We start from the raw sequence: 23,339 nt of genomic DNA on the forward strand, positions 1-23,339 counted from the left end.
TAAGCCGTGAGAAGCGCGCAGCTCACTCGTTCTTCTAACGATCCTTGTCAGCAAAGATGGCGTCCTGCCTCAGGGGCTGACAGCTCACCCCCCTAAATCTATAACTCGGGCGACAGGTTAAGCCCTCCACGTTAGGGAAGACAGTCTTGACAGAGGGGTGTTTCGCCGTCCCGAGCACTATAGTTATCTGTGGATAAAGCGCTAGGTCGTCCACTATGAGTGGATTTCGTATGGAGACAACCTGTGGATAAAGTTTGTATAAGCTGTGATTAAGGCCTCCGGCGATGACCTAAATTTCACTGTATGTCTGACCTTTTTATGAACTTTATTCGCGCTGGTTATTTTTTGATCAAATTTAGGATGACGGTTCGCAGATCGCCGTCACCTTATTCCTGCGTGTGATGCTCATTCTTTTTCTTATATGAAATCGGTATTGTCTTAGGATTAGACGCTCGCTGAAACCCGTTCTGTATTCCGCAATCTGTTCACTCGATAAGTAGGCTTAGGCATTCATTTCGGCGTCGGCGCGAGGCTTCCATGCAGCTCCTTGTACCGCTGCATGATGTCGATCACCAACGAATTCACCGCCAGGATGTGCATGGCTCGGGTCACGGAGACGTAGAGCAGGTTCAGCTCATCGTCGCGGCTGGCTCGGTCGATCTCCGGTGCCAACGGATCCGCGCTGAAGTCGTCATAGAGCCCTACGAAGTCCCATTCCAGGCCCTTGGCCTTATGCGCTGTAGTCAGGGTGACGGTGGCATCCAGCTCGCTGGCCACCGCGCAGCGCCGCAGCTGTTCGATGCGCTTAGGCAGGTCGAAGTAGGCCTCGATGATCCGCACCGAGCGCTGCATCTCTGGATCCTGAGTAGCCTTGGCGATCTCCTGGTACTGCTCGAAGTCCCGGTAGTCGCGCAAGAGCTTTTTCTGCTGCACCAGGTCATTGCGACCTCGGCTGAACTGGAACAGGTCCTCGAGCTCGCGCAGCGAATAGCTGTCGATCCCGCCAATCCAGTACATGCGGTGGCCACCCTGTTTTTCCAGGCGAAGAGCGTTCTCGATCACCCCACTGACGGTGCGATGCAGCCAGGTGCGGTGGGCGAGGTCCTCAGGAAGCGATCGCTTTACCAGGGTGCGCTGGCCGAGGCCCTGCAGCTTCACCGTCTCGCCCTTGAACGACAGGATGACGTTGGCCACGTGGGCCACCGCCGGGCCGAAGCGGAAAGACTGGGTCAGGTAGTGCTTCTCGGCGTCCGCCATCCAGGTCGCGCTGAGGGCATCCTGGGCACCACGAAAGCGGTAGAGCTGCTGGTGGCGATCGCCGACCATGACCTGGATGGTGCGCTGCCGCTGCACCAGGTCGGCGATTACCGGGTTCACGTCCTGGCCCTCATCGAGCAGGATGGCGCCGAAGCGGTTGGACAGGTCCGGGCGACTCATCTGGTAGAGCTTGAGATAGCCGTCGTGGGTGATCTGCACGCCGGCGTCCTGCAGGTCGATCATGCGCTTCCAGACGCTGATGGCCATGCCCACCACCTGGGTGATCCGTCGCTCCTGCAGCGGCGTCAGGCCGCGGCCTTCGTAGCGGGCGAAGTGGCGACCGTCTAGGGCCATGTCGGCGCTTGCCATGAAGGTGTTGAGAGTGTTGACCACGTCCCTGGCCAGCTCCCAGTCCTGGGTGTCCAGCACCCGGGCAACCTCGGTGATGCGCAGATTGCCGGCCTGCTTGTGCTGGTACTGGGTGCCATAGACGGCATAGGCGAGGCCGTGGGCGGTCTTGCAGGTTACGTTGCGCGGAAAGCGATTCTTCGCCGCCATCTCCACCGACTTGTTGTAGCAGAGGTAGAGCATCTTCACGTCCGCATGGGCGCTGGCGTAGCCCACCAGGGTAGTGGTCTTGCCGGTGCCGGCAAAGGCCTGGATCAGCAGCTTGCGCGCGTTTGACGCGATGGCGGGGGCTTGCTCAGAGGTCCACTGCATGGGGTATCTCCAGATCGGCTGGGACAGGGGTTCAATACCACCCCTGCATATTGATGGGCATGAAGGCGCTCCTTGTGGCCAGGTTGCGGCCACGGAGCACGCCGGTGGCTACAGGTATTTCTTGAACGAAGCGGTAGTGAGGTTCACCGACAAGGCCAGCAGCGCTGCACACGGCAGCAGCACCAGGAGTGGGCTCACACTGATAGGCAAGGCGAGGTACAGCGACCAGGGCAGCAGGGCCAGCGGAAGCATGGTGCTACGGGCCTTGTGGTAGAAGTAGCTCGACTCGCGGCCGGCGCTGAACTTGCGGATGTCCCGCCGCACAAGGCCGTCGATGAAGCCGACCAAGGCGGCCATGGCGAAGAGCGGTACCGCTAGGATCAGGATCACCAGGCGCACGCAGAACACCAGGATGGTGAAGAGGGCAGATAGGCCATAGGTCTGCACCGTCGTGACACTCTGGGCGGCCAGGTAGCGCACATCGAGCTCGCTCCGCGGGCCGGCAGCCGCCAGTTGCTGCATCCCGGTCAGCCACTGAACCAGTCCTGTTTTCACAAAGAGCCAGTCGTAGAGCAGCCCTACCAGCCAGGTCGCCGTGTGCCCGGGCTCCTGAACCACGACGCTGGAGAGAAATCCCTGGGACAGCCAGCCCAGCTCGTGATCAAGCATGCCTTTCGCGTGGTGCCAGCCAGCCTCCGGCCAGAAGAAGTAGAGGCAAAGCCAATCAACCAGGATGGCACCGCCCAGGGACAGGAACATCACGCCGATGAAGTGAAAGGGGAAGCTGAGCACCGACCCGATAAAGGTCTGCTCCTTGACCTGCTGTTGCTGAGCGCGCTGGGCGACGTCGGCCATTATCGGCGTCCTCGAGGAGCGGCGCTGGCGCGCCGGGCGATGGAGAAGAGCGCCTGGCGCTCGGCGGCAAGATCCGGCTGATGCTGGAAAGCTTCCCATTCGGTGCCTACAGCTCGCCCTGCCGGCGGCCAAAGGTTGCCGCGGGGCCGCACGACCTCGGCCACCTGGCGGCCGGTGGCCACCAGCAAGCCCCAACCCGGCGGTAGGTCAGCGGCCTGCAGCAGCCCTTCGGGACAGAGGTAGAAGCGATAGAGCCCTAGGCCGCCGGCGGTGCGCTCAGGCTTGTTTCGGTCGGCCAGGAAATCGGCGCGGCTGGTCTTCACCTCGATCAGCGTCGAGCAGTTGCTGCGAAAGCCCAGCACATCCGGCTGCTCGCGTGATCCGAAGCACCGCAGCTCGGTTGCGACCAGGGGAAAGCCCTGCCGGCGCAACCAAGCGGCGCCCAGGGCGACGAGACGGGCATGATCAGGTTCGGTGGTCATGCCGCGTCTCCTTCGTCTGCAGCGCCTTGGGCCATCTGCCGGAAGTCGTCCTGCAGGTCCAAAGGCAGATCGTCTGCGACCCGGCGCTGCCCTGGGGCCTCCCACCACTCACTGCCGGTGGCCTGGCCCACCTGGTAGGCCTTGCGCATCTTCTCGGCGAGCTCCTGCAGGTCCTTGGGCATCGCTTCATCCGGATCCACCGCCGGCAGCGGCATCCGCACCTTCCATAGGTTGCCGCCCTCGATCAGTGCGTAGCATTGGCCCTTGGGTAGGCCCACCACATGGGCGGGCTCCAGCATGGGCACGCTGGTAGCGCTAAGCTGGTCATGGGTGTTGGAGGTGAAGGCGGTCTTGCCGTTGACGGCGTCGCTCGCGCTGCTTGCCGGTGTGGCGGTGAAGACCTGCACCTTGGGCAACTGGTTGGTCAGCAGCTCAGCCGTCGCAGTCTCGCGGACCCGCAGCATGAAGAGGTTGTTGAAGTTGCCGATGATCTGCCCGGCCTTGGCGCGGTTGCCGATCTTGGCCTCGATGTCGGATAGGGTCTGGGTGTAGGCCGTCACCTGCAGGCCGGCGCCGCCACCCTTGTTGATCATGGGGATGAACTCATCGCCGATCAGCTCGTTGAACTCGTCGGCGTGCAGGTTGATGGCCACCTTGCCGCTGGCCTCCCCGGGCAAGCCATCATCGATGCCGTACTTGTAGATGTGGCCGGCAACCGAGACCAGGTCCGAGAACATGGAGTTGCCAACTGCCGCGGCGACCTCGGTGTCGGAGAGCGCGTCCAGGCCGACGTAGACTACTGCGCGTTTGCGCACCACCTGCATCCAGTCGAAGATCGGCCGGGGGTCGTTGACGTCGTGGTAGTCCGGCGCGATCAGCTCGGCCATGCGACCGGTGGTGAGCTTTTCCAGCAGCGGTAGCAGCGAGGCGACGATCTTGTCGAAGTAGGTCTTGTCATAGCGTACGGCGCTGCGCAGGCCATCCATGACCGGATCCAGCACGCGCGTCTGGTTCAGGTACTGGTCGATCGCGATGACCCGCAGCGGTCTGCCCTTCATGTTGAACGGGACGTTCTTATCGTTGAGCTTGCTTTCGATGAAGATGATCTTTTCCCAGGCCTTGGGGTCGTGCTCATCGAAGTATTTCTGGGCGTATTCCAGAAACAGCCCTTCGATGTTGATCACGTGCTGCTGGATCTGCAGGTAGTCCGGCCGCCGGCCGAGAGCGACCAGGGCCCGAGCGATGATGTTGACGAAGCGCCAGGCGAATTCCTTGAACGCCGCCGAGTTGCCCTCGCTGGACAGCTGGCCCGCGACACGGGTGGCCACCTCCGAGATCCGACCAAAGCGGCCCACGGCGTTGTAGCGCGCGGAGTGGTCCGGCCAGCCCAGATGGAAGACGTAGAACTCGTTGGCCCGACCGGCGCGTTCGCACTCGACGTACATGCGCTTGAGCAGGTCGGCATCGCCCTTGGGGTCGAAGACGATCACCACCTCATGCTGACCGCGCCGCTTGCGGCGGATGTCCTGGGTGATGAAGAGCTCGGCCAGGCGCGTCTTGCCCACCCGGGTAGTGCCCAGGACGATGGAATGACCTACCCGCTCGCCCAGCGGCAGGGTGACGTCATGCTCCTCGGGCTCAATACCATGCAGCCGTGGTAGGCCGCCCACCGGGGGCAGCGGGCGCAAGGGGTTCACGGCGTTATCCCAGGCCGTGGCCTTGGCCAGCAGGGTGAGCGGGAAGGGCGCGAACTCAAGGCGCGCCTCGAGGCGCCGTGCCTTATTGGTCCACTCCGACGGCTCGACATAGGGCGCGTACTGCGGCAGGTAGGTGTCGACCAGGCGCTGGGTGTGCTTCTGCTCCCAGCGAAAGCCCTTACCCACGAACAGCCGCTCATTGCTGACCGGGATCTCCTTGCTGGTCATGCTGTAGTACGACAGGCGCCGGATGTTGCGCCGATAGCGCAGCACGCGCAGCGCCTGGCGCAGGCGGTAGATCCCGAAGCCAAGAAAGGCGACGGCCGTGACCAGGCCGAACAGTGGCGTCAGGGCGATGGCCCAGGGTGCGAACACGCACAGGAAGGCCATGGCCAGGCACACTTGGACCGTGTAGAGCTCAACGGCAGGGCGTAACAGCGTGTCCAGTGCATGGTTGCGGGCCATGGCTAGCGCTCCTGCTCGTCAGCGCCTGGCAAGTGCAGTCCAGCGGCATGGTCCCTGCGGATCGCCTCGGCTTCACCGGGTGGAAGTGCCGCTTCGAAGCGCTCACAGAGGGTTATCTCATCATCCATTGAGCGTCCGGTGATCTCGCCGCCATGGAGATCGACCAGAACCTCGACGTCACCGGCCAGGGCAGCGCGTGCTTTTTCATGGTCAGGTAAACGAATGACCATAGTCAGATAGAACGAAGCCCCCGATCGTGTTGGGCCGAAGGTGACGTGATGACCGACGTCTTCGTCCTGAGGTGGGCCTACCTCATGCGCACCTTGTTTAATGGCACTAGCAGCAGCTGGGCATGGAATCTGAGACTTGGGCACTGGGACCTCCTATTGCTCAAGGGCAGTGGGGGTGATGAGTACGGGGTAGTGGGCGAGCCCCAGGCGGCTGGCCAGGTCATCACCAATGACAGGGCTGACGGTCAGGCCGCCGGTCCAACTGCGGATCACTCCCAGGCGTTCGGCGCTGGCGACGTTGACGGCCAGGCCGACGGCGCCCAGGCGCCGGAGCGTCTCGCCGCGGCTGGCCAGCCACCGACGGGATAGCTCGTCGTCACCCACCAGAAAAAAGGGCTGCAGACCGGGTGCGTTAAGTGCACGGCCCTGGACGGTACCGGGCGTCAGCCGCGGCGATCGCACCGGGAAGCCTTGCGCCATGCTGGGCTGTGGCAACGGTGCCTGACGCTGCGCGGGTGCAGGCTCAGGATTGAGTCCCTGGTAGTAGGGCAAGGCGGAGACGCCGCCGCGGTCTTCGACCACGGTGAGACTGGCGGCCTGGACTGCCAGCGGAAGCGTCAGGGCGAGGAGCGAGAAAATGCGTTTCATGGATTCGAGGCCAGTAGATTCAGGCCGGTGACCCGGCTTAGGTGTTTGGCGAAGAGCTCGCGGTACTTGGCAGCAGGCGCGCCGCCGGCAGGCCGGTGGTAGCGGCCGGCGACGTTGATCCAGTCGCCGCCCTGTGCACGCAGCTCAGCGAGCATCCGGGCCGCGACTTCCAGATTTTTGTAGGGGTTGAGTGCTTCGCAGGGCGAGACGCCGCGGCCGAAGCGATGCCCGTTCCAGCCCATGTTGACCTGGGCGATGCCAACGTCGACCCGCTTGGCGCCGGCGGTGTTGAGCGCGACCAGCAGCGCGGTACAAGCGTCGGCTCGGGTGGCGAAGCGATAGCCGGCGCCGGCTACGTTAAGGGTCCAGGGCCAGGGCACCAGCTGCGTGCCTTGGCCACGTAGGCGGGTACCACTTTCCTGCAGGGCAACCGAGTACAGGACTTCGGAAGGGATACCGGCTTGGTAGGCAGCCAGTTGATAGGCCGGTGGCGGGGTCTCGGTCGCAAGTGCGCCGGCTGCGAGCGCCTGCAGAATCACGCCGGCGCCGAGCGCCTTGATCATTGCCTGAGCCATTGCCCGTTCACCTCGCGGACAGCCGCCGGCAGCTCGCCGCCGAGGCCCAACTGGACCCAGCGGCCAGCGTCATGGTTGAGGGTGATCTGCCGCGTACGCACCTTGGCCGGATCTATGCCGGCGAGCACGGCCCAGCGGCGGATCCGGGCATCGTCGTTCTGACTGCCGATCAAGTAGAGGTCGAAGGCCTGGCCAGCGCTCTGCAGCGCCTGAACCCGCTCGGTGCAGGCGGCGCAGCTATCGGTCACGAACACGGCGAGCCGTCCGTTGCCGCGTACGGCTGGGCTTGCCTGGGGCGCCGTCTGGCCGCCGGCCTGCACCGGCTGCAGGTTCGGGTAGAGGCGATTCCAGGCATCGCGGTAGGCCTGATCGTAGGCCAGCTCCTTCTGCACTCGCTGCGCCTCGGCGCGGACCTGCAGCTCGGCGTACCGGCGCCGCTCAGCATCGGACTGGGCCTCGATACCCAAGGCGGTAAGTGGATCCAGACCGGGCGAGTAGACGCCACGACTGCCCTGCATCAGGGTGCGGTAGCGTTGAAATTCCTGGCTGCTCAGACCCCATTCCTGGGCGACGGCACTGTCATTACGCTGGACCGTACTTTGGCGCTCAGCGCTACCCGTTTCGCCGGAGAAGACTTGGGGGGCGACAAGGTCGGCGGTGAGTGCCGGTGCGGACGGCGAGAGCAGGATCAGGGCGATCGCAAGGCTCGCCGGAAGGAGAAGGGACTGTGGGCGCATGAGTTGCCTCTACTATTTGACGGAAAGGGTGCGGGTCGCGCCGTCGACGCTGAACTGCGCCTGGCGGTCGTCGAGATTGGCCAGCCGCCAGCGGGTGCCGCCTACGTTGTCCCCTGGGCGCACCAGGTAGAGCTCGCTGAGTTGAGTGCTGCCGGGCGGTGCGACGGAGAGGAAACGCTCGCCACCGCGGTACTCGATGCCCACGACGGTGAAGGGGGGAGGGGTGTCGATCGGCTTTGGTGGCTCAGGCTTGCGCGCGATTGCCGGAGCGCTGCGCTGCTTGGGAACGATCAGCGGGGGCGGTGCCTTGGCAGGCTCCACAGCTTTTCGGCGCAGGTCGCCAAGGTCGTTTTGCAGGCCTTCGATCTTCGCCTCGAGCACGACCAGGTCGCCCGCCTGGGCCATGCCCTGCAGCGCGGTCTGATTGGCACGCTGGATCTCCACCAGCATGGCCTGGGCGGTGTCGATCCGTTGAGACAGCGCTTGCTGACTGGCCCGGAAATCAGCGTCCTGGACAGGCTTACCGCCGGCGAAGCCATCCATCTGGTCCTGCATCTTGTCCAGACGCTGGGTGATGGCCTGGACCGTGTTCTGGTCTGCCGTCGCGTTCAGGTCACGATTGACGTGGGACAGCTCAACGTAGAGATAAAGGAACGCGCCCGACAAGGCGGCAAAGCCGATGGCAGCGAGCGTTTGGGAGAGGGAAGGGCGCTTCATAGGGGACCTCGCACAGGATGCCGTGCACGGTCGCAGAAGCGCGGAAGGGGGTCAGCAGCAAACCTTATCCAGGTCTTAGGAGGTTAGGTTTTGGGCTTGATCTGGCCATAGGTCGGCCTTCGGCCGGCTGAGCGAAGCAGTCAGGTTATGCTGTTGGCTTTCACAAAGGGACGATCAGGATGCTGGTGATTCGGCTGGAAACGGGGAGGGTTATTAACCTGGAGCGCCAGGTGAGTACCTCGAATGGGTATGGGATCTGGGAATACCATCGGAGCCAGAGCTCTACGATGTTTAGACCCGATTTCACAGTCTATCGTCATGTGGCTTTGAAGCCGGCCGATCCGCAGGCTGGACAACAGGTGACCGTGGCGATCTGCCTAGCTGGTACGCCGGAGAATGAATGGAAGCCCTTCCGGGTAGGGATCGCTAGCTTCGACGGAATCTGATTCGTCCCCCGTTGCTATCGAGATGCCTTCACCTCTTTATGCGGGATCTAGAGCAATGCGATTTAAAGACGAGCTTCGTGATATTGAGCCGATCACGGCCACTGAGATGTATCGAATTGAAGGGCCTATCCCGAGCTATATATACGTGGAACGTGCGCTCGCAGAGCTAGCTGAGGCTGAAGCGAAAGCCAACGCCGGCTTCTTAGAAAAGCTTGGACGGGGCGTAGGCGCCATCAGATCACAGCCCAGCTGGGAAGGCTGGAAGGGATGGGGTGCAGCACGCAAGTTGAAGTGCGCAGCTCTGGCAGCAGCGGGCTGGCACTACGACGAGAGTCACCTGCCCTATGAGCAAGCCGCCCGCGCATATGAGAAGGTGCGCCAAGTTCTGCTTTCACCTCAGTGCAACTCTGCGCAAGAGCTGCTGGAGCTGCTTGATAGGACCTAGCTGATCCGGGGTTGGAAGCTATCTGGACAGAAAAATCCTGTGCAGTCGGAACGACCACGTTATACATCCAGGTTTCGGGCGATATGGCGGACCAGATCCAAGGGATACTGAGCCTGAACGACGTTCAGCATCAGGTCGCGCTGCCGCTTAGGAAGCAGCTTTACACAGCGCCGTGCCGTATCGCGGACGGCACTTTCAGTCCCGTGAATTCGTACCGTCAGCAGCAGAGCCAGCGTGCAGTAGGTCAGATCACGCTGAGTAGGCTTGGGCATGTATAAATCTCCAGTCGTCGGCGACGAGTGACGTCAGATGGACAGCATAGCGATTCCTTTGCTAACTGTATAAATACACAGTCTGACGAAAGGAGGCTCGCTTTGCCATGTCTATCGAATTTGTTGCCAATCTGGCTCCGTCTGAAACGGCCCTACCAGTCTTCCTCTTCCGTGTCCCCTGCGGGTTCCCATCGCCTGCGCAGGACCACCTCGAGTCGGTCATCTCGCTCGATGACCTACTGAACATCAAGGCTCCACACACCTACATCGTCCGCGCTACCGGGGACAGCATGATGGGCCTCGGCATCTTCCCGAATGACTTGCTGATCATCACGCGGGCACGTGAAGCGGTGCCAGGTGATGTTGTGGTGGCGGCGCTCAACCGCGAGCCGTTGATCAAGACGTTGCAGAGAAATGCCAGCGGCCAGTACGAGCTGCACTCGGCCAATCGCCACTACAAACCGATCCCTGTGCGGGAAGAAGACGAATTCGAGGTCTGGGGCATCGCTACCGATTGCCTGCGGCGCCTCGGTCATGCCTGACCAGGTCTATGCCCTCATTGATTGCAACAGCTTTTACTGCAGCTGCGAGCGAGTGTTCAGGCCGGACCTTAACGGGGTGCCGGTGGTCGTGCTTAGCAACAACGATGGATGTGTCATCGCGCGTAGCGCCGAAGCCAAGCAGCTCGGGATCAAGATGGGGGCGCCATGGTTCCAGCTGCGGGAGTTTGCGCGTCAGCATGGCGTTCAGGCATTCAGTTCCAATTACGCGCTCTATGGTGACGTCAGTGACCGGGTGATGCGGACGATCGGCAGCCTGGTACCCGCGTACGAGATCTATAGCATCGACGAGTGCTTTGCTGATCTGACCGGTATACCGGAGCCGCTGATCGACGTGGGCCGAGCGATCAAGGACAAGGTCTTTCAGTGGACACGGATTCCGGTCGGCGTTGGAATCGCTAATACGAAGACGCTGGCCAAGCTCGCCAATCATGCGGCCAAGCGCTGGATCGATCGCACCGGTGGAGTAGTAGATCTCCGCGATCCAGAGCTACGAGACAAGGTACTGCGAAAGCTGCCGGTCGACGAGGTCTGGGGCGTCGGCCGCCGGCTGAAGGTCAAGCTCGAAGCCATGGGTATCCAGACGGCTTGGGATCTCGCCCATTACGATGCCTGGTCATTGCGCAAGCAATTTAGCGTCGTCCTGGAGAAGACTGCTCGGGAGCTCAGGGGGGTGCGGTGTCTCGACCTCGAAGAGGTCGAGCCGCCAAAGCAGATGATCTGCAGCAGCCGGATGTTTGGCGCCCGTCAGTATCAGCTTTCTGCTCTGGCTGAGGCGGTGGCCAGCTACACCTCGCGAGCGGCAGAAAAGCTCAGGGCTCAGAACTCCCTGTGTCAGATCCTTCGTGTCGGCATTCAGACCGGCATGTTCAATCCCGAGCAACCCCGCTATGCCAATAGCGTGACCCTACAGCTGCCCTATCCCACTGATGACACCCGAGTGCTGATCCAGTACGCCCAGTTCGGGCTGGCCCGGATCTTCCGGGAAGGGTACGCATACTCCAAGGCCGAGATTCTGTTGGCCGAAATCTGCCAGCGCGGCGAGATCACCGGTGACCTCTTCACGCCTGCGCAGCCTGCTATTGCTGACCAGCTGATGGCCACCCTGGATGCGGTGAACCGAAAGTACGGCCGTGGCACCTTGCGCGCAGCGCGGATCCGCGAAGCACCAGGATGGAGCATGCGACGCGAGTTGCTCAGCCAGGGGTTCACTACCAGGGTCGACCAGGTCTGGACGATCTAAGAACGCGCGATTGCGGTGTGCATTTAGGGTAGTCCCTAAGCCACACACTAGTATGCATGCCGTTCCGTATGGTTTAGGGTGGGTAATCAGCACTAAAATGGCACGCGATCAAAACCACACACTAAAACCATACAAACGGACGCCGAAATGATCATTCGTGCCTATTTGCGAGCATCGACTAAGGAGCAGGATGCCAACCGAGCGAGGGAGCAGCTCAAGGCATTCGCTTTGGGTCACGATGCGAAGATCACTACGTTCTATGTTGAGAACGAATCAGGGACCACGGTCGGACGTCCTGAGCTGCAGAGGCTGATAAGCGAGGCACAGGGAGGTGAGGTGTTGCTTTGTGAAGCTGTTGACCGGCTGAGCCGACACGAGCACGACGACTGGAAGCAGCTCCGGGCTCAGATCGACGGCGCGGGCTTGCGCATTGTGGCAGCAGACATGCCCATGACCTGGGCTGCGCTCAAACCAATCGAAGGCGACCCGATGTTGGCGTGGATGCAGAGCGCCATGACCAACATGCTGCTCGACGTAATGGCCGCGTTTGCACGGAAGGATTATGAACGCCGCAGGCATGTGCAAAAGCAGGGCATAGAGAAGGCTAAGGTCGCAGGCTTGTATCGCGGGAAGGCACCCAATCAGGTTCTTCACCAGAAGATTCGCGACATGCTTGGTGGCCCGTATTCAGTACGAAAAATTGCTCACCTGCTTGGCTGCTCACCGAGTACGGTGATGAACGTAAAGCGAATGGTAGACAAAGGTGCAATTGGTCAAGCATAGGTGATGATGCGATTCTCGTATCACAGGGTTTTAGCTGATTAACTAGAAGTCGATAATTAATCTCGCCGCATTTTTTTGCAAGGATGTAGTCATGAAGTTAGTTTCGCAGTTTAATGATTTTTTGCAAGATACGGTTAATCTAAATCAGACCAGGTTTAATCAGCTTGAAAGTAGTATAGGGGCTGTTCAGCGGTTTCTATCAGGCTCTAGCTGGGAGCCAAAAATCATTCGATATGCTTCTCACGGATCGTGGGCTCATAAGACCATCATCAAGCCTGTTGAAGACGCTTCATTTGATGCGGATTTGCTAGTGTATGTGGATCCAGTGGATGAGTGGGAGCCTAAACAATATATAAATTCCCTGTACGAGGTTTTCCGTACAAGTGCTGCGTACTCAGATAAAGTGAGGAAATCCTCACACTGTATCACTATTGAGTATGCCGGTGAGCGAAAGATAGACATTGCACCATGCATCAAGGAACGTACTTATAGTGATTTCTATGAGGTTTGCAATAGAAATAGTAACGAGTTCGAAGAGTCTAGACCGGGCGATTATACAGATTGGTTGATCAATAAAAACTCGGAGTCTTCACTGAATAATTTGAGAAAAGTGACGCGGTTACTCAAGTATCTCCGCGATATAAAGACCACCTTTACATGCCCTTCTTTTCTACTCACTACGATGCTGGGTGAGCGTATTCAAAATGGAGATAAATCAAGTCCTAAATTCTCTGACGTACCGTCCGCACTAAAGGAGGTGGTTGGCAGGTTAGATGACTGGCTTCAAAGTAATTACTTTCTTCCTGAGATCCACAATCCTGTGCTTTGGGGTGAGGTTCAAAGTAAGTGTTGGGATCAAACAAAGTATTCAAACTTTAGAAATGTGATCAATCGATACCGCGGCTGGATCGATGAGGCATATGACGAGCAAGATAAAGATGAAAGTATAGCGAAGTGGCGTCGAGTTTTTGGAGATGAATTTGCTAAGGCTGAGGTGGTAGAAAAGGCTGCTCGTATTAAGCCCGTAGTAGTCGCAGCGTTTGAGTCGGCAGGTTCATGGAGTGATATGGTGTCTGCGGTTATAGCCTTGGGTCGCCGCGCTCTTCCGGAAAATTTTACGAAACTTCCTCATATGGAGAGGCCGAAGTGGCGTAATGCAGGAAATGCTCCTGTGAATGTTCGAGTAAAGGCAAATAGGGCTGATGGTGAATATGGTGCGCGGCAGGCCGAAGTTCAAAGTTTAACGCCATTGCATCCAGGGGCTTGGCTTGAATTTAGTGCCTTGAATTTAAATAGCTTGCCTTTTCCTAAAGAGTATTCGGTAAAGTGGCGGATCACAAATACTGATGCTGCCGCTCATGAGGCAAAGTGTATGCGAGGCCAGTTTTATCCATCGGATACCCACGGCGTGAGAAGGGAGTATCTAAAATATCACGGGGTCCACATGGTTGAGGCGTATGTAATCAGGAAGAGTGACGATTCTGTTTACGGGCGTAGTGAAGTATTTTATGTAGTGGTTAATTAGTAGGTCTGTGAGGTAGTTATGTCAAAGTCAGATCCTGTAAACATAAAGTACTATATTCCGCTAGAAAATGCGAGTCGCCTTTCAGATGTTGCTTTCTTTTTGAGTGCCGTTTTATCCATAGTATGTCTCTATGTCGATAAGGCTGACTTTCCTATTTTGTACGCGGTCGTCAATGTTTCGTTCGTCCTCGCAGTCGCTGCTGTTTTTGTGAGTGGGTTAGCGGTTAAGTTGTACTATTTTCCTAGGGCTGAAGACGAGAGAATTAAAGACTTCTTGGGTCACGCATATCAGATGGATGTAATTTCGGATCAATCTGAAGCATACTACAACAACAATGCAAGGACCGCTAGCGAGAGGATGGGGGCCCAGCTGTTAGAGAATAGTCTTTTTAGCAAAGAAATTGCTTCTAAAATGCTAAAGGGTATGTCCGTAAGGTATGCGATATATTTTTTGGCTTGGCTTGCAATTGCCCTCACAAGAAACGTTGACTATGGGATAATACTAGTCGCGTCTCAAGTAATTTTTGCAGAGCAGGTTTTTGCAAAATTTATAAGGCTGATATGGCTAAAAGCAAGATTTGAAAAAACCTATGAGCAAACTTATCGGTTATTTTTTAATGGCGTGACGGGAAAGCGATTCCATTGCGCAGTGGTAGAGAATCTCGTGTTTTATGAGACCTCTAAAACTAGTGCTTCTATACAGTTGTCATCTAGAGTCTTTAACAAGGTCAACCCAAAGCTGAGTGCTGATTGGGATTCAATAAGGCAGAAATTAAAAATAGACCTGTGAAAAAAGAGCCCCTCCGAAGAGGGGCTATTGTCAGCCGCTGACAAGTTGCCTTGCCAATGCCATTTCGACCGAATCACCATCCTGGTTCAACGCATCGAGCCCTGACTCTGGAACGTCTCCCGACGTGCTCTGAGCCACCGCGATCTTCTTGGCCATCAGCTGCAGGCAGGTGATCTGCGAGCTGCCGGCATAGCCGAAGAAGAGCACCCGTACCGCCTGCTTCTGACCGATCCGCCACGACCGGCGCGCTGCCTGCTGCAGGGTGTAGACGTTGTAGCCCGTCTGCAGGAAGACGATGGTCGGGAAATCCAAGAGATCTAGACCGGTCTTCACCAGCTCCGGGTTGGTGACCAGCACGTCGACGCCGCGGTCGACCTGGTCGAGGATCCAATCCTCGCGCCGGGCCGTGTCCACCGAAGCACGCAGTACCGCCACCTTCAGGCCGGCTTGCTCGAGCAACCGCTTGAGCCGACTGGTCGTGTCCCGGGTGCCGCTGTAGACGGTGTAGGCCAGCACCTTGCGGCCCAGCGCCTTCTCCTGACGGCAAAGCTCGATCAGCGCCTCCTCCTTGGGGCTGGCCTGGTCTTCGTCAAAGATCGCGTCGACCCTGGCCAAGGTGTCCCGGGTCCGAGGGTGTTTCACCACCTCCGGCCGGAAACAGCAGTCCGGCCAAGCCAGCAGCACGTTGAGCACCACCCCGAGTAGCGTGGTGTCTCGCCGTGCCAGGGCCTGGCGAAGCTCCGCGGTCAGTTTGCCAGCCAGCTGCCGATAGGCCGCGTCCTGGTGCGCCTCCATCGGGATGTCTACGAACTCCTCCTGGTACGCCGGCAGCACATTGCCGCCGATGTCCTTGAGCTTGAGAAACACGGTAAAGGGCAGCACGAAGCGGTGGATGCCTTTGGGGCCGAAGCCTGGGGCCTTCACCGTCCGTACCGAGAGCTTCTTGCCCCGGGCCGTCTTGTGCGATTGGCTGTCGCGCTCGGTGTAGATGTCCTTGAGCACGCCGTGGTCGCGCATGAACGACATGGCCGCAGGGGCCATGCTGCCGCGCGCGTTCGGCCGGTAGCCGTCCTCGATCATGCGCCGGGAGAGGATCCGGAACAGGAGGTAGAACAGGTCGTCGGCGTAGCCGCCCATGAGCGTGCCCGTCAGCAGCAGCGTCTTGCGCGCTTTTGCTGCCAGCACTCCCATGGCCTGGCCCTGGGCCGAGCCGCTGTTCTTGTACTCGTGTCCCTCGTCCACCACCAGCAGGTCGAAGTAGCCGTCCGGGAGGTAGCGCTTGATGAACTCGGTCGGCTGGTAGCCGCCTTCGCCGAAGCCGAATTCCAGGTTGGCCATCGCCCGCTCCATGCGCTTGGCCTGGCGGTCACTGAAGACGAAGTTGCCCTTGGCGTCCATCAGGTTGATGAACTCATGGACGTTGTCAGCCAGCATCGTGGCGAGAAACTCTTCGCCGAAGTCCGCCACCAACTTCTCGGCCCGGATGGGGCCAATGGTCGGTATGCGGCACATCGACTTGAGGATCACGCTGCGCCTGTCACCGCCGGCGGCCTTGCCCGGGCGCATCAGCGTCCAGAGGGGCGCCTTGCACTTCGGGCACTGCCGGCGCCGCTCCTCGCGCTGGAAGTCCTCCAGGGTGAGGTAGTTGCCTTCCTCGTCCTCGAGCACGCGACCACAGTCTGTACAGCAAGCCAATCGTCTTCCGCCGGCGGCGCGGCGCGTACCGCACGCCAGCCGCCAGTGGAAGCCCATCCTCATCCGTACGCGGCCCAGGATGAAGAACTCCTGACGGCCATCGTACGGCTCGCCCAGGGCCTGGCGGAGCTTGAGCAGCTTCACCAGGGTGTCCGGCCCGTTGAGTACCCAGACGCGCGCGCCCGGGACAGTTTCGAGGATCTCGCGCCGCCACTTGTAGACCAGGTGGGGTGGCGAGACGACCAGGGTGCGGCGATAGCCCTCGGCGTGAAGTACAGCTGCCACGGCGATGGCCATCATGGTCTTTCCGGTCCCCATCTCGGCGTTGATGATGCCCGCCTGTTCGCCGCGGTCGAGCAGCAGCGCGGCAATCGCCTGGACGACATCGGCTTGCGCCGGGAAGGGTGTGCGTTTGAGACCTGCCATCACGGCCTGGCGTCCGGTGTGAGCGGCGCCGGCATAGACGGGTGGGTTGGAGCGGTTGAGGGAGTCGAGCAGACCCTCGCCGAACTCGGCGATGAAGTCGGTCAGGCTGACGGTGGTGAGCAGGGCCGGTTGGCCTGCGTTGAGGTCGGTCATGTGGATCTCCTGGGATGAGAAACGGGCACGACCGACCCCGGACGGGTATCGGCGTACCCAAGGGGTTGAGGTGATAGAACGGTTCCGCCAGCGGGCGGTGTTGGTTAGTAGTCGGAGGGCAACAGCAGTGTGGTCACGCTGCGATCGGCTTCGGTGATGATCCAGAGCCGGGGCTCATCGGACATCGGGGTGTCGTAGCTGGAGAACAGCCGATTGCCCAGGCGCAGAGCCTGGTCGTTACTGTGCTTGTCCTCTTGGTCAAGCTCGCCCCAGTCCGCCTGCAGGTGACGCCGCAGGTAGGTCACGGGATTGAGCTCACCACGCTCCACCAGGTCGCTTACGGCTGCCGTCATGACGATCCGACCAGGGTCGAAGCGTCCGGCCGGTAGCCGGAGCGGTTCAGGTGCTGCCGGTGCGGGTGGCTCGGTCGCCGGCGCCGACGTAATGGTCAGAACCTGTCCCAGCGTCTGAGATCCTGGTGTCATGTCCCAGGCCCGGATCACGGGCACGAAACGGTCGGTCAGGATCCGCGACTCCAGGACGTTGCCGTCCTCATCCTCGGTGAACTCGGTGCGGCTGACCTTCTCCTTGTAGGTGTCGCCCTTGAGCACCAGGACGCGCCCATTGGGAGAGGTGACCACGCCCGAGATCGCTCCGGCTGCAAGAGCCAGGGCTAGGTGCCATTGCGACAGCGCCTTGACCGGTGGTCGTGGTACTTGGCCAGCCTGGCCAAAGTGCAGGGTGAAGTCGCTCCAGAGTCCGCCCAGTCGACCTGTCTCCAGAGCGAGCTGCTCGGGCTCCAGGGTAACGCGGTAGAAGTGCTCCAGCTCCGTGACGGCGGCCGGCACACCATAGGGTTCACCGAGCCATACCTCTGGTAGCTGTTCGGCCGAGGTCTCACCGCTACCGATCGCACGTAAGCGCTCTCGGGTTGCCTTGACGTCAGCGGGTCTCGCCAGGTCCTGCCGGCGGATCCGGATGCCGAAGATCACCACCTGCTTGAAGGTCGGATCCGCAGCCGTGTGGATTCGCAGGCCTGTGAAGTGATTGCAGAGCCAGCCACACAGCTCATCGTCCAGGACGTAGTGCGGCACGATCAGCACTAGGGTGCCACCGTACTGCAGCAGCGGTAGCGAGCGCTGATAGAACAACTTCTCCAGTCGCCGGCGGCTGCTGCCCTGGTACTGGGTGGCGCCGCTGTGGTCGGCGACCAGGTCGCCATAGGGTGGGTTGAGCCAGAGCAGCCCAAAGGCCTGCCGCGTGACGATGGTGTCCATCAGGTCGCCCTGCAGGACGCGATCGAGCAGGCTGCGGGCGTGCTCGGCGCGCTCCCGGTCGTACTCCACAGCGCAAGCCTGGACGCGCTCACGTCCGAGGGTATGAGCCGCTTCCGCCAGAGCCACGCCTTCGCCGGCGCACGGATCGAGGATCCGCATGGTGCCGGTGGAGGCAGGGCTCAGGGCCTGCAGGGTACGTTCGAGGGTGACCTCATCGGTGGGGTAATAGCCGTTCTTGGCGAAGTTGCGCGCCAGGCGCGGAAACATCAGGGCCATAGGTAAAGCTCCCGTTAGTTAGAGTTAAAGAACGTTAAAAACGTTAATGAGTGAGGGCCGCAAGCGGCCCGATCAGGAGGTGGTGAGCTGACCCGCGCGGATGCGCTTGCCAAGGTGGTACTGCAGCTCGTCGAGCTTGAGTCGGAGTCTCCAGCCGGCCAGGTCGCCCAGGGCGCCGGGTAGGCGCTCGAGCATCTGCTCCTGCAGGAGCAGCTCCATGACCGGTCCCTGCCAGTGCGGCAGGAGCGGGAGTGGGCAAGTGTCGACCACCAGCGGCCAGAGGCTGGCCAGGGGATCGATGTTGTCGCGCACCAAGGCGTAGGCCAGATGATTGGCGCGATCCGGTACCGCGCAGCGCCCGTCGAACAGCCAGACGTGAAGCAGGCTGCCAAACAGGGTGCCGCGCAGCTGGCGGGTCGTGCGTTTCTCCAGGCGCTCGGCGTCCGGAAAGACCGGCAGGCTGCGGCCGCTCTGGACCAGGTGGAATTGCTCGAGGCCGCCTTCGCTGCGTCCCAGGGTGAGCCTGGCCAGAAACTCCTGGACGGCGGTGTCGCGGCCCCAGGCCGAGAGAAAGATCAGCCGCCGCTCTTCATCGCAGACGCAGGCGTCCACCAGCAGATCGGGGCACTCATCGATAGGGTAGAGGGGCATCGTCAGCTCCTGAGGGAGGCAACGCGCCAAGGGGCGGTTGCCCCGAGGTGGGTGAGAGAAGGCGCTCAGCGCGCCGCGTGGTATCGCCGGACGCCTTCGCGCCATTCGGGGTTGATGCCGTGGGTGGCCCCGGGCAGAAAGTGCATCGGGCAACTCCAGTAGAAGGGGCCCGAGCTTTCGTCCAGGGACTTATGGCCCCATTGACCACCGTGAACGTCCAGTAGGTCGCAACCGATCAAGACGCAAGCCTCGCCGGCGGCGACGCCGGGAAAGATACCGTCGCGCTTGGGGACCAGCTTCACGACCTGCCACAGCACATTGTCGACCAGGTGATGATCGATGACCGTACGGGTGCAGTTGTCGGTTTCGCCATTGGCGATCAGTTCGGAGATCAGCGCATCGCGCGTGGGGTGAGAAAACAGCCAGCCCATATGGAAGGTCCTTAAGTGATGGCCAGGCCTTCCCGCTGGGAGAGGTCCCAGCCGGGTGTGGTTGTGAAGGGTGAGGTCAGGCCGCGCGGTTCCAGGCCTGCGACTTGAAGTCCATGGTGTAGCCCAGCTGGCCCAGCCGCTGGCATTGCTGCCGGAGGCGCTGCCGGTCGACCGTAGAGTCCAGCCGCACGGTCTCGCCAAGTGGCCAGACCGTACCGAAGAGCTCCTGGTCAGCATCATCGACATCCGGCTCAGGTATCAGCTGAGTAGAGGCAGGTGATGCCGGCATCCCGAAGGGGGTGTTGTCGTCTGCAGGCGCGACCGAAGCGCTAGCGGGCCTGGCAGAACGAGAGGGTTGGGGTCGAGCCTTTGGCGCAGGTGCCGCGACAGGTTGCTCCTCATCGAGCGGATCCGGCGACTGCGCATCGATCTGCGCGTTGTCGTAGGCCGTCAGGGTGTCGAGGTCCTCGAGCACCATGCTGTCCAGGCGCGCGCGAATCTCGATGACCAGGCGGCCGCCGGTACTGTAGGACGAGGCACGGATCTCGGTAATGACGAACTCGCCGCGGTACTTGCCCTCGACGTGTTGCTCGAGCACAGCGTCCTTGATGACGAATTCGCCGATAGAGGTAGAGAGCCGGCCGACGTTGAAGGCGCCGTTGCGTCCCTGGATGGTGCGGATGGCCAGATGGCCGGGGATCTTGATCATGGCGGTCCTCGTGAGTAGGGGGCACGCCATGCCCGACAGGGGATGGGTACCCTGTGGGAGAAAACGGTGAGAGGTGCATCCATCGGCGGAGCCGACCGCTTGCGCTACCGGATGCTCGGCAAGCTTGGGGTTGGATCAGCGCAGGGCGCTGTGGTCTTGAGATCCTGACCACCTGGGCATGGCTGACAACGTCAGCGGCATGTGGGATGAATTTTGAAAGCGACGCCGTACCTGGTCAATAGCTCAGGCAAAAGAAAGGCGCCCGAAGGCGCCTTATAGGGGGGTTAGAACTGAGGCAGGCCTTCGAGCAGGCAGCCATTTGGATCAAGGATCAGGATCCTGACGTCGGCCTGGCCTGCCAAACCGAGCACCCGTATGGTTTCGGGCATGAATCCTTGGCTATCCATAGCAGCTTCAACGTCCGAAAGTGAACTAGCGCAGGCATAAGCGAGATGCTCATCCGTCCAGGGCGTACAGTGCAGCTTAAAGCCGACGGCATCGCTGTCTGGCAGGGTGAAGCACTCGAACATCAGTTGGTGGGTATCGGCGTGCTGCACCAGGTCCTGCAGTTCGTCCCACTCGTCATCCGGCAAATGCGCCGAAGTGATCTCGAAGGATCGGCTGTAGAAGCCCGTCTCGAACTGGATGCGCTTGAGCAGGCCTTGGGCCCGTTCCAGCGTTTCCGTATCGCCGAGGTGGAGCTCCTGGCCGTTCTCCATAGCCCGAACCGCGTAGACCACGGCGCGTATTTGCCCGTTGGCTGGGTAGAGGGCGTGCTGGTCTTCCGTAACGTCACCGGGCTCCACAGCCACAGCATGGGTATCATTAAAGATGCAGTAGTGGCCTGCGACCTCTTGGTCGGCTGCATCTTTGTGCCCATCGGGTATCTGCCGGTAGCAGGGTTGGAAGTGATCGTCATAGGTGATCAGCAGCTCGCGGCGGATGTACAGGTCCTGGTAACCGCGGATGAAAGGGTTAGGCGTTGTCACGGGCGTTTCCTCGAAACGAGGAACCGCCCAAAGGGTCGGCCCCTCTGGGTTGTGTAGTGGTTGCGTTCGGTTGAGAAGGGTTACAGCTGGTCTAGATCGTCAGCGAAGAACATGGCGCTGTCTTGATGCCGGCAGGTGTTGCAGGTCATCTCGCAGGTGTCGTTGCAGGCGGCCTCACCATCCTCGAGAGAATCCGTCACAGGGTGAGGGGGTTCCACGCCACCTTCTGCCGAGACATCAGCCGATCCGCATTTTGGGCAAGCCCAGCGGATGGCCGCTTCATCGTCAGGGTAGTGTGGCCAGACCGTCCGCTGAGCACGTTCGACGGCCTCAGCGAAGCCATGGGTCATGGTCGTGTCGGCGATCAGCTCGATGGGACTGTTGCCCCAAACCAGCAGCATCATGCCTTCGTAACCCGTGTGGCTTTCTGATAGGAAGCGCACTCGAGACAGCTCGGTCTCTGCTGCGTGTTCGGCTATCTCGTCCGCGGACCAGTTGGCCTGGATGGGAACCCATTCCTCGCCATCCCAAAGCTCGGTGGCGCGCCAACCTTGACGCTGCAGGTCGGCCAGCACGGCTACCAGAACGGAGTGTTCGGTGAGAGCTTGAGTGGTGAAAGTCGAATCATTGTTCATGTGCAGCTCCTCGGACGAAGAGCTGCCCAGAGGGTAAGCCCCTCTGGGTAATGGTCAGGTGTTGCTACAGGTCTTCGAGAGCCATGAGGCCCTGGCTGACACGCAGCAGATGGGTATGGACGCGAATGTCAGAGGGTTGCTCTGATCCGTCCTGGTAGTGAAGCTCAGCTATGAAGCGTTCACGACCCTTGTAGGCCCCGAACACGTTGAAAAGCGGCGCTGATAGGGTGGGGCGGTCGAGATCGTGATCGCGGGCGTATCGGACCTGACGAAACCTCTTGAGGTACTCGGTAAACTCCGCCGCGCTCATCGACGTGTAATCGCGCAGGGTCTTGCCCGCGTCATCAATCTCATCACCGAGGTGATCAATTGACATCGAGTAGAACAACCGTGGCTTGTGGCCTAGTGCTCGGTAGAAGGTCAGGGCCTGACCGGCAGCCTCCAGGCTGACGACCGCGCACTCGACGCATCCTGAGATCACAACGTTATATGGCATGGTTCACATCCTGTTGAGGTTGCAGCATAGCAATCGATAGCTAGCTGGCAAATACCTAGGTGCGTCAGGGCCATATCCCACCAGGGAGAGAGCCCTGGTGGGTGGTGTTCAGGTGGTCAGATGCTCAGCGAATGCCGAGCCCACTTTCCCGAATGAAGAGCGTCTGCTGCAGCTTTATGGCTGCGGAAGTATTCGGCCGACTCACGGCTAAAGGGCAGGCCTTCATCGTCCAGGGTACCGAGGTAGAAACCGCGGCGGGACTGCAGGACCTGTAACGGGTAGTTGTTGCCGGCGTCGTCGTGATCGAACTTGCTGTGAGCAGGTGCGGTATCGGTTGCCATAGGGCCTCCAAAAGACAAAGGCGCCCGAGGGCGCCTATAGGGTGTGGTCAGTCAGGCCTGGACGCGATCAGCGCTGGTGGCGTTCATCTCGAACAGAAACCAGGCGTTGTCGCAGAACAGGTCGCTGCTCAGCAGCTCTTCGGTTGCGTCGTCATAGGACACTTCGGCAACGATGGGCAGGGCGGGCAGCTCGGACTTGATGGTGGCGATGACTTGCATGATGGGCTCCAAAATTCAGCTAATGGAGATCACCATGCCCCGGTCCGGGGATGGTGCCCCCGGATGGGTGTGCGAAGAGAAAGGTGGCAAAGCCTGGGTAGAGCAGGGGCGCCCGGTGGGCGCCTGGAAGAACTGGGTGAATCAAGCAGCCGATTGGTCGCTGTCATCCCCTTGATCCGTACCTTGCTGCTCAGCCGGGGCTGCGTCGCGCGGTTTGGCTTCGTAGACGAACTCACCTTCTACTTTGATCCAGCCGATGTACAGGAGGCGACCTTTCAGGCTTGCGCCGTGTTGTCCCTGCTTCGGTCCGGAAGAGTAGGTGAAGGGATCAGCCCAGCAATCACCGATGCGGAAGGACACGAGGACCTTCTTCTCAGCGTTGACGGCTTCAATGCAACGACGAACCAGCTTTTCAGCTTCGGCGCCGACGACATTGCAGTCGATGTAGCGGTATTCCACCGCTTCTTTGCTGCCGCACAGGGCTGCTACGGTGACGGCCAAAAACGGCTTGGCGCCTCTGCCTTTGGGTTTCACTTCGCGGATGCGGTTGAGGTAACCGATACCGGTGGTGTGCAGGTCGAAGTATTGGCTTTCG

General features: G+C 60.4%; 27 protein-coding genes. 6 read left to right on the forward strand and 21 right to left on the reverse strand.

Annotated features, from left to right (window positions below):
* Positions 1-510: 510 nt before the first annotated feature.
* The 9 genes from BMZ43_RS15940 to BMZ43_RS15980 form a co-directional block, all read right to left on the reverse strand.
* Positions 511-1,977 carry a UvrD-helicase domain-containing protein gene (locus BMZ43_RS15940; RefSeq protein WP_058788581.1) on the reverse strand — a complete coding sequence of 489 codons (1,467 nt, stop codon included), beginning with the start codon at positions 1,975-1,977 and terminating at the stop codon, positions 511-513.
* Between the two features lie 108 nt (positions 1,978-2,085).
* Positions 2,086-2,832: a TIGR03747 family integrating conjugative element membrane protein gene (locus BMZ43_RS15945; RefSeq protein ID WP_058783943.1), complete on the reverse strand. Its 747-nt coding sequence runs from the start codon at positions 2,830-2,832 to the stop codon at positions 2,086-2,088.
* Positions 2,832-3,314, reverse strand: a complete 483-nt coding sequence (locus tag BMZ43_RS15950; RefSeq protein WP_058788580.1) for a hypothetical protein — start codon at positions 3,312-3,314, stop codon at positions 2,832-2,834. Before BMZ43_RS15950 ends, BMZ43_RS15945 begins: the two co-directional genes overlap by 1 nt.
* The gene (gene traD, locus BMZ43_RS15955) at positions 3,311-5,476 is read right to left on the reverse strand and encodes a type IV conjugative transfer system coupling protein TraD (RefSeq protein WP_058788579.1); all 2,166 of its coding nucleotides are present in this window, start codon (positions 5,474-5,476) and stop codon (positions 3,311-3,313) included. Before traD ends, BMZ43_RS15950 begins: the two co-directional genes overlap by 4 nt.
* A gap of 2 nt (positions 5,477-5,478) precedes the next feature.
* Positions 5,479-5,850, reverse strand: coding sequence for a hypothetical protein (locus BMZ43_RS26095; protein ID WP_143075266.1), 372 nt, complete (start codon positions 5,848-5,850; stop codon positions 5,479-5,481).
* Positions 5,851-5,859: 9 nt separating this feature from the next.
* On the reverse strand, positions 5,860-6,354 hold the full coding sequence (locus tag BMZ43_RS15965; RefSeq protein WP_058788577.1) for an integrating conjugative element protein: 495 nt from the start codon (positions 6,352-6,354) through the stop codon (positions 5,860-5,862).
* Positions 6,351-6,929: a transglycosylase SLT domain-containing protein gene (locus BMZ43_RS15970; RefSeq protein ID WP_058788576.1), complete on the reverse strand. Its 579-nt coding sequence runs from the start codon at positions 6,927-6,929 to the stop codon at positions 6,351-6,353. Before BMZ43_RS15970 ends, BMZ43_RS15965 begins: the two co-directional genes overlap by 4 nt.
* Positions 6,914-7,666, reverse strand: a complete 753-nt coding sequence (locus BMZ43_RS15975; RefSeq protein ID WP_058788575.1) for a TIGR03759 family integrating conjugative element protein — start codon at positions 7,664-7,666, stop codon at positions 6,914-6,916. Before BMZ43_RS15975 ends, BMZ43_RS15970 begins: the two co-directional genes overlap by 16 nt.
* Positions 7,667-7,678: 12 nt before the next feature.
* On the reverse strand, positions 7,679-8,383 hold the full coding sequence (locus tag BMZ43_RS15980) for a hypothetical protein (RefSeq protein WP_058788574.1): 705 nt from the start codon (positions 8,381-8,383) through the stop codon (positions 7,679-7,681).
* 501 nt (positions 8,384-8,884) lie between these two features.
* Between BMZ43_RS15980 and BMZ43_RS15990 the strand changes: the two genes are divergently transcribed.
* Complete coding sequence (locus tag BMZ43_RS15990; protein WP_058788572.1) at positions 8,885-9,274, forward strand: hypothetical protein; 390 nt, start codon at positions 8,885-8,887, stop codon at positions 9,272-9,274.
* A gap of 59 nt (positions 9,275-9,333) precedes the next feature.
* On the opposite strand, the gene BMZ43_RS15995 is transcribed toward BMZ43_RS15990, so the two are convergent.
* Positions 9,334-9,546: a DUF7740 domain-containing protein gene (locus tag BMZ43_RS15995; RefSeq protein WP_081320763.1), complete on the reverse strand. Its 213-nt coding sequence runs from the start codon at positions 9,544-9,546 to the stop codon at positions 9,334-9,336.
* Between the two features lie 107 nt (positions 9,547-9,653).
* On the opposite strand from BMZ43_RS15995, the gene BMZ43_RS16000 reads away from it, so the two are divergent.
* From BMZ43_RS16000 to BMZ43_RS26100, 5 genes are all read left to right on the forward strand, one after another.
* A complete protein-coding gene (locus BMZ43_RS16000; RefSeq protein ID WP_042133106.1) occupies positions 9,654-10,088 on the forward strand; it encodes a LexA family protein in 435 nt (144 codons plus the stop codon).
* Positions 10,081-11,349 carry a Y-family DNA polymerase gene (locus BMZ43_RS16005; protein WP_058788570.1) on the forward strand — a complete coding sequence of 423 codons (1,269 nt, stop codon included), beginning with the start codon at positions 10,081-10,083 and terminating at the stop codon, positions 11,347-11,349. Before BMZ43_RS16000 ends, BMZ43_RS16005 begins: the two co-directional genes overlap by 8 nt.
* A gap of 147 nt (positions 11,350-11,496) precedes the next feature.
* Positions 11,497-12,132 (forward strand): recombinase family protein, encoded by a 636-nt coding sequence (locus BMZ43_RS16010; protein WP_093254867.1) that lies wholly within the window; start codon positions 11,497-11,499, stop codon positions 12,130-12,132.
* Positions 12,133-12,223: 91 nt separating this feature from the next.
* Positions 12,224-13,657: an SMODS domain-containing nucleotidyltransferase gene (locus tag BMZ43_RS16015; protein WP_093254869.1), complete on the forward strand. Its 1,434-nt coding sequence runs from the start codon at positions 12,224-12,226 to the stop codon at positions 13,655-13,657.
* A gap of 18 nt (positions 13,658-13,675) precedes the next feature.
* The gene (locus BMZ43_RS26100; protein WP_143075267.1) at positions 13,676-14,446 is read left to right on the forward strand and encodes a hypothetical protein; all 771 of its coding nucleotides are present in this window, start codon (positions 13,676-13,678) and stop codon (positions 14,444-14,446) included.
* A 30-nt stretch (positions 14,447-14,476) separates the two neighbouring features.
* Here BMZ43_RS26100 and BMZ43_RS16020 read toward each other — a convergent pair whose 3' ends face one another.
* The 11 genes from BMZ43_RS16020 to BMZ43_RS16065 form a co-directional block, all read right to left on the reverse strand.
* Positions 14,477-16,720, reverse strand: coding sequence for a DEAD/DEAH box helicase (locus BMZ43_RS16020; RefSeq protein WP_093254870.1), 2,244 nt, complete (start codon positions 16,718-16,720; stop codon positions 14,477-14,479).
* Positions 16,721-16,824: 104 nt separating this feature from the next.
* Positions 16,825-18,273 (reverse strand): DUF6094 domain-containing protein, encoded by a 1,449-nt coding sequence (locus tag BMZ43_RS16025; RefSeq protein WP_093254872.1) that lies wholly within the window; start codon positions 18,271-18,273, stop codon positions 16,825-16,827.
* A 72-nt stretch (positions 18,274-18,345) separates the two neighbouring features.
* Entirely contained in the window at positions 18,346-18,924 is a 579-nt protein-coding gene (locus tag BMZ43_RS16030) for a hypothetical protein (protein ID WP_093254874.1), read from the reverse strand.
* A gap of 65 nt (positions 18,925-18,989) precedes the next feature.
* Complete coding sequence (locus BMZ43_RS16035; RefSeq protein WP_093254877.1) at positions 18,990-19,355, reverse strand: hypothetical protein; 366 nt, start codon at positions 19,353-19,355, stop codon at positions 18,990-18,992.
* A 76-nt stretch (positions 19,356-19,431) separates the two neighbouring features.
* Positions 19,432-20,064 (reverse strand): DUF3275 family protein, encoded by a 633-nt coding sequence (locus BMZ43_RS16040; protein ID WP_044340838.1) that lies wholly within the window; start codon positions 20,062-20,064, stop codon positions 19,432-19,434.
* A gap of 284 nt (positions 20,065-20,348) precedes the next feature.
* On the reverse strand, positions 20,349-21,053 hold the full coding sequence (locus BMZ43_RS16045) for a DUF5983 family protein (RefSeq protein ID WP_044340837.1): 705 nt from the start codon (positions 21,051-21,053) through the stop codon (positions 20,349-20,351).
* A gap of 80 nt (positions 21,054-21,133) precedes the next feature.
* Positions 21,134-21,688 carry a hypothetical protein gene (locus BMZ43_RS16050; RefSeq protein ID WP_044340836.1) on the reverse strand — a complete coding sequence of 185 codons (555 nt, stop codon included), beginning with the start codon at positions 21,686-21,688 and terminating at the stop codon, positions 21,134-21,136.
* 64 nt (positions 21,689-21,752) lie between these two features.
* Positions 21,753-22,184 carry a hypothetical protein gene (locus BMZ43_RS16055; protein WP_044340835.1) on the reverse strand — a complete coding sequence of 144 codons (432 nt, stop codon included), beginning with the start codon at positions 22,182-22,184 and terminating at the stop codon, positions 21,753-21,755.
* Between the two features lie 116 nt (positions 22,185-22,300).
* The gene (locus tag BMZ43_RS16060; protein ID WP_044340834.1) at positions 22,301-22,525 is read right to left on the reverse strand and encodes a hypothetical protein; all 225 of its coding nucleotides are present in this window, start codon (positions 22,523-22,525) and stop codon (positions 22,301-22,303) included.
* A gap of 51 nt (positions 22,526-22,576) precedes the next feature.
* The gene (locus BMZ43_RS26540; protein WP_167497031.1) at positions 22,577-22,744 is read right to left on the reverse strand and encodes a hypothetical protein; all 168 of its coding nucleotides are present in this window, start codon (positions 22,742-22,744) and stop codon (positions 22,577-22,579) included.
* A gap of 141 nt (positions 22,745-22,885) precedes the next feature.
* A partial coding sequence (locus BMZ43_RS16065) for an STY4534 family ICE replication protein (protein ID WP_093254880.1) occupies positions 22,886-23,339 on the reverse strand: 454 nt, incomplete at its 5' end.

This window comes from Pseudomonas sp. Snoq117.2, from assembly GCF_900110545.1.
GTDB classification, from domain to species: domain Bacteria; phylum Pseudomonadota; class Gammaproteobacteria; order Pseudomonadales; family Pseudomonadaceae; genus Chryseomonas; species Chryseomonas benzopyrenica.

Coding starts and splice junctions, on each gene's coding strand:
- BMZ43_RS15940 (WP_058788581.1), bottom strand. CDS start 1,977: ATGCAGTGGACCTCTGAGCAAGCCCCCGCCATCGCGTCAAACGCGCGC.
- BMZ43_RS15945 (WP_058783943.1), bottom strand. CDS start 2,832: ATGGCCGACGTCGCCCAGCGCGCTCAGCAACAGCAGGTCAAGGAGCAG.
- BMZ43_RS15950 (WP_058788580.1), bottom strand. CDS start 3,314: ATGACCACCGAACCTGATCATGCCCGTCTCGTCGCCCTGGGCGCCGCT.
- traD (WP_058788579.1), bottom strand. CDS start 5,476: ATGGCCCGCAACCATGCACTGGACACGCTGTTACGCCCTGCCGTTGAG.
- BMZ43_RS15965 (WP_058788577.1), bottom strand. CDS start 6,354: ATGAAACGCATTTTCTCGCTCCTCGCCCTGACGCTTCCGCTGGCAGTC.
- BMZ43_RS15970 (WP_058788576.1), bottom strand. CDS start 6,929: ATGGCTCAGGCAATGATCAAGGCGCTCGGCGCCGGCGTGATTCTGCAG.
- BMZ43_RS15975 (WP_058788575.1), bottom strand. CDS start 7,666: ATGCGCCCACAGTCCCTTCTCCTTCCGGCGAGCCTTGCGATCGCCCTG.
- BMZ43_RS15980 (WP_058788574.1), bottom strand. CDS start 8,383: ATGAAGCGCCCTTCCCTCTCCCAAACGCTCGCTGCCATCGGCTTTGCC.
- BMZ43_RS15990 (WP_058788572.1), top strand. CDS start 8,885: ATGCGATTTAAAGACGAGCTTCGTGATATTGAGCCGATCACGGCCACT.
- BMZ43_RS15995 (WP_081320763.1), bottom strand. CDS start 9,546: ATGCCCAAGCCTACTCAGCGTGATCTGACCTACTGCACGCTGGCTCTG.
- BMZ43_RS16000 (WP_042133106.1), top strand. CDS start 9,654: ATGTCTATCGAATTTGTTGCCAATCTGGCTCCGTCTGAAACGGCCCTA.
- BMZ43_RS16005 (WP_058788570.1), top strand. CDS start 10,081: ATGCCTGACCAGGTCTATGCCCTCATTGATTGCAACAGCTTTTACTGC.
- BMZ43_RS16010 (WP_093254867.1), top strand. CDS start 11,497: ATGATCATTCGTGCCTATTTGCGAGCATCGACTAAGGAGCAGGATGCC.
- BMZ43_RS16015 (WP_093254869.1), top strand. CDS start 12,224: ATGAAGTTAGTTTCGCAGTTTAATGATTTTTTGCAAGATACGGTTAAT.
- BMZ43_RS26100 (WP_143075267.1), top strand. CDS start 13,676: ATGTCAAAGTCAGATCCTGTAAACATAAAGTACTATATTCCGCTAGAA.
- BMZ43_RS16020 (WP_093254870.1), bottom strand. CDS start 16,720: ATGACCGACCTCAACGCAGGCCAACCGGCCCTGCTCACCACCGTCAGC.
- BMZ43_RS16025 (WP_093254872.1), bottom strand. CDS start 18,273: ATGGCCCTGATGTTTCCGCGCCTGGCGCGCAACTTCGCCAAGAACGGC.
- BMZ43_RS16030 (WP_093254874.1), bottom strand. CDS start 18,924: ATGCCCCTCTACCCTATCGATGAGTGCCCCGATCTGCTGGTGGACGCC.
- BMZ43_RS16035 (WP_093254877.1), bottom strand. CDS start 19,355: ATGGGCTGGCTGTTTTCTCACCCCACGCGCGATGCGCTGATCTCCGAA.
- BMZ43_RS16040 (WP_044340838.1), bottom strand. CDS start 20,064: ATGATCAAGATCCCCGGCCATCTGGCCATCCGCACCATCCAGGGACGC.
- BMZ43_RS16050 (WP_044340836.1), bottom strand. CDS start 21,688: ATGAACAATGATTCGACTTTCACCACTCAAGCTCTCACCGAACACTCC.
- BMZ43_RS16055 (WP_044340835.1), bottom strand. CDS start 22,184: ATGCCATATAACGTTGTGATCTCAGGATGCGTCGAGTGCGCGGTCGTC.
- BMZ43_RS16060 (WP_044340834.1), bottom strand. CDS start 22,525: ATGGCAACCGATACCGCACCTGCTCACAGCAAGTTCGATCACGACGAC.
- BMZ43_RS26540 (WP_167497031.1), bottom strand. CDS start 22,744: ATGCAAGTCATCGCCACCATCAAGTCCGAGCTGCCCGCCCTGCCCATC.